The following is a 9,064-nucleotide window of genomic DNA, read 5'->3' as shown; positions in this document are numbered from 1 at the left end:
CTGTGTACTCATTAAGCAGCTGTGCTGCGCTCCGGGGTCTCGGCGTCAAAATGCGCGGTCGCAACCACAACCGGCCGCGGCGGTTCGGCTTTTTGCGCCACGGTATCCTTGCACCCGGCCAGCGCAGCGGCCATCAAGGCCAGCGAGGGGCGTCTCCCCCTGCTAATCGCTATCGGCTTGCGCGGGATTGCGCGCCGTGACGATCCACGTCGCGCCGTCGATCATCACCGACCGCTCGCCGGGGCAGTCCGCGAAGGCGGCACGAACCGCGGCCGAGGCGCGGGCGCGGATGTCGTCGGGCTGATCAACAAGCGCGCGCGACAGCGGGCCGACCTCGAACGTCATCTTCACGGCGTCGTCGATCGCCGCGTCCCGCGTCGCGCCCTCGCCAAACGGGACGGAAACATCGAATGGCGCGAGAGCAATATCGGTGAAGCCCGCCGCGGTCAGGATGCGAGCCACCCGCCCCCGGTCGCCGAACGAGAATGGACCGGGCGCTTCGGGATCAGGCGGCGCCATCGGCGGGACGATGCCTTTGATCGCGCCCATCGGCAGGCGCATCCAATCGTTCTCGGCCGCGCCACGCCAGCAGACGAAAGCGACCCGCCCGCCCGGCTTGAGCGCGCGGCGCATATGGGCGAACGCGCCTGTCGGATCGTCGAAGAACATCACCCCGAAACGCGAGAACAGGATGTCGAACGCCCCCTCGGGCAGCTCTGCGCTGCTGGCGTCGGCGACGCGGAACAGGGTTGGCGTTTCGTGTGGCGCGAGCGCGCGCGCTCGGGCGATCAGCGGTTCGGATATGTCCACGCCCAGCACCTGGCCACCCGCGCCGACGCGGGCGGCGAGAGCCAGAGTTGACGCGCCCGTGCCGCAGCCGACATCCAGCACGCGCTCGCCCGCCGCGGGCGCTGCGGCTTCGATCGCGGCCTGGCCGAACACCGCCAGCCTGGCGTCGAGCTGGGCCTGGTGGGCGACCCAGCGTTCCCCGCTTTGGCCATTCCAGTCGGTGACCCGATCGGCATTGTGCTCTGCCATGACATATTCCTTGTTCTGATGCGTTCTTGACTAAGCTGTCCGATGCCAAAGCGCGCATCGTGTCCAGCGAGCCCGCCTCCACCAGTGGTAAGGCGCCGCCAGACCTGCATGTGATCGTCTCATGCTCGAGATCGGTGCCGCCTAGCGCCGGACCTCGAAGAACAATCGCGCCCGCGGCAACCGGAGAAGGGAATCTGCGCGTTGATGGCGGCATCACACGAATGATCCGCGTTAGCTTACGATTGGGCCAGCCGCAGCTTCATCCAAACCAGCACGAGCTTGGATAGCGAGGCTTCGTTCTGCAGCCTGCGAGTCGAAGTATTCCTCAATCGAATGAACCTTGCCCCATCGCAACTTGAAGACGTGGACGCCCCTGTTCACATACGAGCTTTGGCCGTCAAGTAGCCTCGCGTTGGCCCGCCACTTGACGAACACTGTGGTATTCCATGGCCAACCCGTCACCTCGACCTGCTCAATATCTATGTGAAGCTTCGGGAAAACACGGCCCATGCGCTCGAACCACTGCTTCACCGATTGCTTTCCATGTCGCTCACCCCCCAACGCATGATCTCCGGCAACCCAGTGATAAGCGTTTGGTGTTAGGCCTTTTGCAGCATCATCCCAACGCTGGTTGTTGACATGATCGAAGCTCCTGCGGATCTCTTTTTCGACAATTAGACTGTAGACCATTGATGGCTCCCTGTTGTTGGATAGCCGACGGCTCTGCAAGCCTGATGGATACTTTCTGCGAAATCCGTCTCGATCGCGCCGGGCGCGACGAGGGTCTCGTGACGGTCAGGGAGCGTCGATTGACCGCAGCTGGAAGGTCGGCGTCTGGCCCTTCTTGGAAGGATCCATGAGATAGCCAATTTGGCCTTCCGCTACCCAAAGCTTGTCGCCGACGCGCGCGACGCCTGTTGGTCCAGCGAATTCCTTGATCGTTTCGATTTGGGCCCGATCCCCGACGATCGTGACCTTAGAAAGCGGACCGGCGCCTTCAACCATCACGAATCCGGTCTTGTCTGCCCTAAGACCGTCCGGAAACTTGATTGGGCGTGACGTCTCAAGCTTCGTGACGGCACCAGCGACTCCCGATTTGGATTCGATGCGGAAGAGTTCGCCGCTTTGAAAAGTGTTGACGTACAAAGCTCCATCCGGTCCGAACGCAATCCCATCAAGACCACCCTTCAGCTTGTCGTCCTGGACCCAGACGTCAAGCTCGAAAGATCCCTTCTTCAAGCGGAGGATCTGTGGCTGAAGAGTATTCGTGACGTAGAGTGCGCCGTCCGGCCCAATCGCGAGATCGTTACAGATCGAGGGTTTCGCGGGTAATCGGGCGCTGATTTTTCCTTCTCCGGTTGTAAGGTCAAACCCCTTAACGAACGAGCCTTCGATCGTGTTTGGACCTTTGACGCCGAGCGGGGTGGCATCGTTCGAACATACCCAAAGAAGCCCTGACTTCTCGTCGGCGAGAACGCCGAACGTCGATCGCGTATCGAATGTCCCCGGCTTGATCCAGGCTTCGGCCTCGGAGGCGCCCGGCTTTACGCGCGCGATTCCGCCGTTCGTCAAGCTGCTCGCAAAGAGCGTTCCATCCGTTGTCGCTGCCAGACTTTCCGGGAACGGCGATCCTGATAGGATCACGGTCTGCGATCGGGCCTCACTCGCAACCGAGGCCGCGACTATACCTACCACCGCTACGATGACCATTCGGGACAGGTCTTGAAACAGGTCTGATTTGTTAGCGCACATGCGTTCCTCCAGGGTGGATTATATGGTCGACGTCACTTCTGAGGGGATGTTGAGGCACTCAACCCAAGATTGTCGGCCTGCGCGAGGGAAGACGGTGGTGCACGGGCAAGCACCGCAAGTGGGTGATGGAGCTCAACCCATCAAGCGAAATTGACGCTCTTGTTGAGAGGCAATTCGCGTACCCGCTTCCCAGTGAGAGCAAAGATCGCATTGGCGAGAGCCGGGGCCGCCGGCGGGACGGGAGGTTCACCAATTCCTCGCACGTCCCCACCAAGCTCCAATCCCTTGACGATGACTTCGGGTGCCTGATGGAATCTCATGGCCTCGAATAGATGAAAATTGGTCTGAACCGGCGCAAAGTTTTCGTAGGTCAGCTCGCAGTTCATGGCGTGGCCCAAGGCCCAGATGACGCCACCCCGCACCTGCGCTTCGAAGTTGACCGGGTCCAGAATGCGCCCCACATCGCAAACGGCATACACCTTGTCGATCTTGATGCCCTGAGGTGTGAAGCTCACCTCGACGACTTGAGCCATTGGCACGCCGAAGGACAAAGTCAGCGCCACGCCGCGGGCTCGTCGATCGTCGATTCGCGAGCCTTTCCAGGCGGAAATATCACGCAAAGTATGCAGCACCTTCTTGGACGGCTCATGATTGCAGAGACGGATGAGCTCTGCCATCGGATCCGCGCCCGCGGCATGGATCAGTTCGTCCAGGAAGGAAGCATGATGGAAGCCATTGGCGGACGCTCCAACCGATCGCCACGGGCTGACTGGCACCATTTCCTTCGACTTATAACCCGTCACACGAAAGTTCGGTATTGCGAAAGGCTGGTCCCAAATACCGTTGACGCTCGAAACATCGGGGCCGGGAGGGACGGGCGCCTGCAACCGATTGAACCAGGAGGCGCCCATCGATTGTCCCGCTACATCGATGCTCATGCTCTCGACCATGCCATCGCGAACGGTTCCCTTGGCGCGCGAGAGCTGAATCGGGCGCGGATAGTCGTGCGCCATGTTCTCTTCACGGCTCCAGGTCATCTTGACCGGAACGCCTTCCATGGCCATCGCGAGTTCGATCGCCTGCAACGCATAGGTGTCGTCGAGTCGTGCCCCAAAGCTGCCGCCGATCGGCTGAGCGTGCACGTAGATTTTCTCTTCCGGCAATTTCGTCAGCTTTGCCGCATGCCCACGGAGGAAGACCGGGATCTGCGTTCCCGTCCAGATGTCGAGCCGTTCCTTCGTGTAGAGTACGACCGCATTCATGGGCTCGAGCGGCGCGTGGGCCAGATATGGAGTCCGATACTCCGCCTCAATCGGCTTGGACGAGCCGGCCAACGCCTTTTCGACGTCTCCGTCATTGCGAAGCCGGCTGTCCTGCTGGTCTTTGGAGAATGAACTCTCCAGCACCTTCCACATTCCGGCCGAGTCGGCCGAATAGGGTGGATCGTTCCATTCGATCTTGATGGCGGCTGCGGCCTGAAAGGCTCTCCAGGTGTTATCGGCAATGACGCCCACGCCGTCTTTGATGGGGACGATCTTTTTGACGCCTCTCATCTTTTCCGCGCTGGAGGCATCGTATCGTTTGATCGTGCCTCCCATGCCGGGGTTGGCGCGGACGGTGGCGTACACGATCCGGTCGGGACGAATATCGATGCCGTACTGTTGAGTACCGGTGGACTTGGCGACGATATCGATCCGGCGCATCTTCTTGCCGATGTAGCGCCACTCCTGTTCCGGCCGGAGCGTGACATCGGTAACTGGTGCAAGCTGCGCTGCCTCAACGGCCAGCTCCGCGTATGTGAGGGACTTGCCATCGGGCAAGATCACCTGACCATCCTTGGTCTTCAATTGCGACCGTGACACCCCCGACCTTCTGGCCGCCGCCTCCTTCAAAGTCTCGCGGGCGACCGCGCCCGCAATGCGGAGTTTTTGATAGCCGTCGGGTACGGTGGAGGAGCCTCCCGTGATCTGCATACCGAGGACGCGACTCAACACTTCGCCGCCTCCCCGCGCCCCACGCGCCATCATGCCATCGTCGATCGTAGAGAAGGGCAGGCTGTCGTCCATCACCCGGCTGTTAAAGTAGGCCGGACTTGGTGGGCCAGGATCGACGCGAACCTTATGCGGATCCACGTCGAGCTCTTCGGCAATCAGATGAGCCTGGATGGAATATGAGCCTTGGCCCTTGTCGGCTCGCGGCGTGATGAGCGTGACGCCTTTTGCGCCGACGCGGACGTAAGGCGTGATCGCGGCTTCCCCTGCCTTAAGGTCCTTAAGCAGCGGATTGGGAGGGGCCTGGCGCAATCGGTAATAGCCGAAGGCGACGCCGCCGGCGATCGCAGCGGAGCCGATCAGGAACGTGCGTCTTGCAATCGTCTTGAGCCGAGCCACGCTATTTCCCCTTCATCATCTGGGCTGCAGTTTTGACGGCGCTGTGGATGCGCGTGTAAGTCCCGCATCGACAAAGATTTCCGTCCATGGCCTCGGCGATTTCGGAGTCCGAGGGATCGGGGGTTTTAGATAGCAAGGCCGCTGCAGTCATCATTTGACCGGACTGACAATAACCGCACTGCGCAACCTGGTGCTCGATCCAAGCCTGCTGAACGACGTGCAGGTTCGCGGGAGTTCCCAGACCCTCGATTGTCGTGATGCTGCCGCGGACCTCGCCAGCGTTGATCGAGCAGGAGCGAACCGCGGTACCATCGATATGAACGGTGCATGCACCGCAAAGGCCCGCCCCGCAACCGTACTTCGGTCCCGAGATGCCAAGCTCGTCTCGGAGCACCCAAAGGAGCGGCATTTCCGGTTCGACATCCAGATCGTAGCGCTTACTGTTGACGGTCAACTGCATTGCGAATGCTCCTGTAGTGGCGAACAACGATACCTGTCCAAGCGCGATCAGAAGGCCCCGCAGGGGCAGCGGCGGAATAGTCAGAGCCAGCGGCGAACCTCGGCCTTGTAGCGGCGGTAGTCCTCCCCGAACTTCGCTTCGAGATAGCGCTCCTCGCGGGCGATCACCTGCGTCTGGATTCCGATTAGCACCAACGGGAGCGAGGCGAAGGCGATCGGCCCGTCGAAGCCGATCGCAAGGCCGGCATAGATAAGCGCCATGCCGAGATACATGGGATTGCGGGTCCACCGATAAGGGCCGGTTGTTGCGATGAGGGTCGTTGGCTGCGACGGCGGAACGTTGGTGCCCATCCGACGGAACAGCCCCGCCGCCGCAAGCATCATCGCCGCGCCGGCAACGAACAGCGGCGCGCCGGTTGCGACCAGCAACTGCCAGTCGATGCCGAAAGAGCGCAGAGTGACGAACCGCTCCGCCGCCAGCCCCAACAGCAGCACTCCCAGATAGACGAAGGGCGGAGGGAAGAGCACACCCGCGCTGTCCGGTTCGACGGCCATGCTCATCTCCAATCTGCGCTCTCAAACCACCATCGACTGCTGGGCGAAGATACCTGCCATCGCGCCCTGCGATGATGCCTGGGTGACCGAGGGCAAGAAGGGCGTGGTGAGGTCGCCGGCGGCGTAGATGCCAGGCGTGCTGGTTTGACGGCGTTCGTCGACCTTGAGGACGATGCCGGCGGGCGTAGCCACGGTGGCAAGGCCCAGTGCTTCATGCAGGCTTGCGGACGGCTTGTTGCGCGGATTGGCGAACAGGATGTCGACCGTGACATTGCGGCCGGTATCGAGATTGACGGTGGCGATATGGCCCTGGTGATGGGCGATCTCGACGATCCGGCCATCGACGAGAGGTATGTTGCGGCGCGCCAGATCGGCCTGGATATCGGGCGGAATGTCGTGACCATCGGCGAAGAGCGTCAACTTGTCGGTCCAGTCGTGGAACAGCCTGACCTGATTGTGCGACTGCGGGCTGGACCAGACGAGGCCCCAATGCTGGCCGGCGACTTCAAAGCCGTCGCAATAGGGGCATGGCACGATGGACGTGCCCCAGCTTTCGGCGTAGCCCGGAACATCAGGCATCTGGTCGGCGACGCCATAGCTCAGGATCAGCCGACGCGCCGCAAGGCTTTCACCATCGCCAGTAAGGACAGAAAAATTGTCGATGGCGCCGGAGACGCTGTCGGCCCGGGCACTGACAAGCTTGATCGCGGGATAGCGCGCCAACTGCCGCCGCGCCTCCGCCAGGATGTCCAGCGGCGGCTTGTGATCGTGGCCGAGCAGTCCATGCGAGTGGCCGGCGAAGCGGTTGCGTGGCAGACCGGTATCGAGAACGGTGACCTTGCGGCGGGCGCGGCCGAGCTGCAAGGCGCCGGCGAGACCGGCAAAGCTGCCGCCGATGATGATGACGTCATCCATGGTGATGGGGTCCGTGTTGTGGATGGAGGGAGACGAGTTGGGCTTGGCGGTGGCCTGAGCGCGGGCGAGGCCGATGGCGGAAAGCGCAGCCAACTTCAGCAGGGCTCGTCGTTGCATCGGAGAAGTCACCCGACCCCCTGGCTTGCACATTTCAGATACTGTATGGTATCGTAATTCAATAATTAGGATACTGTCAAGTACTGGAATTGCCGTGACCGAAAACAGCCAGGGCCGGCGCGGCCGGCCCGCCAACGAGGCGCTTGGCCAAACCATCATCGACGCCGCGCGCGAGCTCTTTGTGGAGTTGGGTTTTCAAGCGACGACATTGGACAAGGTCGCCCAGCGAGCGAAGATATCCAAGCTCAGCATCTACAGGCACTTCGAGAACAAGGAGGCGCTGTTCGGCGCGGCCATGGCGGCAGGCTGCCATCAGTTGTTTGCACCACAGGCCCTTCTTGAAGGCGTCGACGGTTCGGTCGAAGATCAGCTCGTGGCGGTGGGATCATCACTGCTTCGCACGCTGTTGAGATCAGACGTCCGCAGCCTCGAAGCCATGGTCATGGCCGACAAGACGAGTCAAAACGCGTTAAGCAAGCTCCATTTCGAAGCCGGCCCCGCCCATGTCATCGCCGAAATCGAGGCCCTGTTGCGTCAGTTGCACGCGAAGGCGGTTCTGAACGTGCCCGATCCTCTCCGGTCTGCCCGCTTGTTCGCCGCGCTTTTCAAAGGATCCGATCTCCTGATGATCGCACGCTTCGATCAGGCGAAAGCAGAGGACGACAACGAAATCGAATCCTATTGCCGGTCGGCCGTCGCCATGTTCATCGCCGCGCACCGTGACAACGACCAAGTGGGCGGAGATTTGCCTGCCTCAAGGTCAAAAAACAAAATTTGAATCGTGCGTGACCTAGTCGGCCAGCAGGTCAAGGCAGGCAGCCGATCATGAAAATTGACGAGTCGGCCGCACGGTCCGACTAACGTCCGCTTTGGGTCATTTTCGACGGACTCAACGAGGGCTGTCGGTTAGCTGAAGCTTTGCCCAGAGAGCGCCGAGCCAGGCCAGAAGCGTTGCGCTTGGACCGCCCCCCATGATTCAAACTCCCAAACTGGGGGGACGAATCATGCGCTACGAAGTCGCCGACTATGAATGGCTGGCCATCAAGCCGATGCTGCCAAACAAGCCTCGTGGCGTTCCTCGGGTAAACGACCGACGTGTTTTAAACGGCATCTTCTGGGTCCTGCGATCCGGGGCACCTTGGCGCGATCTGCCGGATCATTTTGGCCCTTACACGACCTGCTATAACCGTTTCGTCCGTTGGCGGCGGGCTGGTGTCTGGGGCCGCATCATAGACGCACTTGCCACTGCTCATGATGCCGCTGTCCAGATGACCGACACATCTATTGTCCGCGTGCACCAGGATGGAGCCTGCGTTACGAGAAACCAGCGCCAATCCATGGGAAGGTCACGCGGCGGCTTGACGAGCAAAATTCATGCGGTGGTCGATAGCAATGGTCTGCCGGTACGGCTGGCGCTGAGCCCCGGTGAGGCGCACGACGTTCGACTAGCCGGAAAACTGCTGTCTCGTCTGAAATCCGGGGCAATGTTACTCGCCGACCGTGGCTATGACGCCGACTGGATCAGAGAACTTGCGATGAAGAAGGGCGCGTGGGCCAACATCCCGCCAAAGAGCAATCGCAGCGATCCGATCTGCTTCAGCCCGTATCTCTATCGCGCTCGCAACCAGGTCGAGCGGTTCTTCAACAGGATCAAACAGTGCCGTCGCGTGGCAACTCGCTATGACAAGCTGGCAGCGAACTATCTTGCTTTCGTTCAGCTCGCCTCGATCAGGCTATGGCTTCGCGTTAATGAGTCCACGTCCTAGCACTACTTTGGCAGATTGTTGATTTTTCCGCGCTTTATAGGATTCCCGAATCAATTTTTCAATGATTCATGG

9 protein-coding genes and 1 pseudogene are annotated in these 9,064 nt (G+C 60.8%); 2 read left to right on the top strand and 8 right to left on the bottom strand.

Going from position 1 to position 9,064, the window contains the following annotated elements; all coding sequences use genetic code 11:
- Nucleotides 1-23: 23 nt before the first annotated feature.
- The 8 genes and pseudogenes from XI03_RS02025 to XI03_RS01990 all read right to left on the bottom strand — a co-directional run.
- A pseudogene (locus XI03_RS02025) lies at nucleotides 24-134 on the bottom strand (efflux RND transporter periplasmic adaptor subunit); the annotation flags it as partial.
- A gap of 28 nt (nucleotides 135-162) precedes the next feature.
- Nucleotides 163-1,038 carry a class I SAM-dependent methyltransferase gene (locus XI03_RS02020; protein ID WP_271591162.1) on the bottom strand — a complete coding sequence of 292 codons (876 nt, stop codon included), beginning with the start codon at nucleotides 1,036-1,038 and terminating at the stop codon, nucleotides 163-165.
- Between the two features lie 231 nt (nucleotides 1,039-1,269).
- Nucleotides 1,270-1,728 (bottom strand): nuclear transport factor 2 family protein, encoded by a 459-nt coding sequence (locus XI03_RS02015; protein WP_271591161.1) that lies wholly within the window; start codon nucleotides 1,726-1,728, stop codon nucleotides 1,270-1,272.
- 105 nt (nucleotides 1,729-1,833) lie between these two features.
- The gene (locus XI03_RS02010; protein ID WP_271591160.1) at nucleotides 1,834-2,790 is read right to left on the bottom strand and encodes a hypothetical protein; all 957 of its coding nucleotides are present in this window, start codon (nucleotides 2,788-2,790) and stop codon (nucleotides 1,834-1,836) included.
- 140 nt (nucleotides 2,791-2,930) lie between these two features.
- Complete coding sequence (locus tag XI03_RS02005) at nucleotides 2,931-5,180, bottom strand: xanthine dehydrogenase family protein molybdopterin-binding subunit (protein ID WP_271591159.1); 2,250 nt, start codon at nucleotides 5,178-5,180, stop codon at nucleotides 2,931-2,933.
- Between the two features lies 1 nt (nucleotide 5,181).
- Nucleotides 5,182-5,640, bottom strand: coding sequence for a (2Fe-2S)-binding protein (locus XI03_RS02000; protein WP_271591158.1), 459 nt, complete (start codon nucleotides 5,638-5,640; stop codon nucleotides 5,182-5,184).
- Nucleotides 5,641-5,720: 80 nt separating this feature from the next.
- The gene (locus tag XI03_RS01995) at nucleotides 5,721-6,194 is read right to left on the bottom strand and encodes a methyltransferase family protein (protein ID WP_271591157.1); all 474 of its coding nucleotides are present in this window, start codon (nucleotides 6,192-6,194) and stop codon (nucleotides 5,721-5,723) included.
- Between the two features lie 21 nt (nucleotides 6,195-6,215).
- A complete protein-coding gene (locus XI03_RS01990; RefSeq protein ID WP_271591163.1) occupies nucleotides 6,216-7,109 on the bottom strand; it encodes an NAD(P)/FAD-dependent oxidoreductase in 894 nt (297 codons plus the stop codon).
- Nucleotides 7,110-7,320: 211 nt separating this feature from the next.
- Between XI03_RS01990 and XI03_RS01985 the strand changes: the two genes are divergently transcribed.
- Together XI03_RS01985 and XI03_RS01980 are read left to right on the top strand one after the other, a co-directional pair.
- Nucleotides 7,321-8,004 carry a TetR/AcrR family transcriptional regulator gene (locus XI03_RS01985; RefSeq protein WP_271591156.1) on the top strand — a complete coding sequence of 228 codons (684 nt, stop codon included), beginning with the start codon at nucleotides 7,321-7,323 and terminating at the stop codon, nucleotides 8,002-8,004.
- A gap of 226 nt (nucleotides 8,005-8,230) precedes the next feature.
- Nucleotides 8,231-8,992, top strand: a complete 762-nt coding sequence (locus XI03_RS01980) for an IS5 family transposase (RefSeq protein ID WP_271591155.1) — start codon at nucleotides 8,231-8,233, stop codon at nucleotides 8,990-8,992.
- The last annotated feature ends 72 nt before the right edge of the window (nucleotides 8,993-9,064 follow it).

This window comes from Bradyrhizobium sp. CCBAU 65884 (genome assembly GCF_028128835.1).
GTDB classification, from domain to species: Bacteria; Pseudomonadota; Alphaproteobacteria; order Rhizobiales; family Xanthobacteraceae; genus Bradyrhizobium; species Bradyrhizobium ottawaense.
The sequence above is the reverse complement of the archived record's forward strand: the minus strand, read 5'-3'. Positions and strand labels throughout refer to the sequence as shown.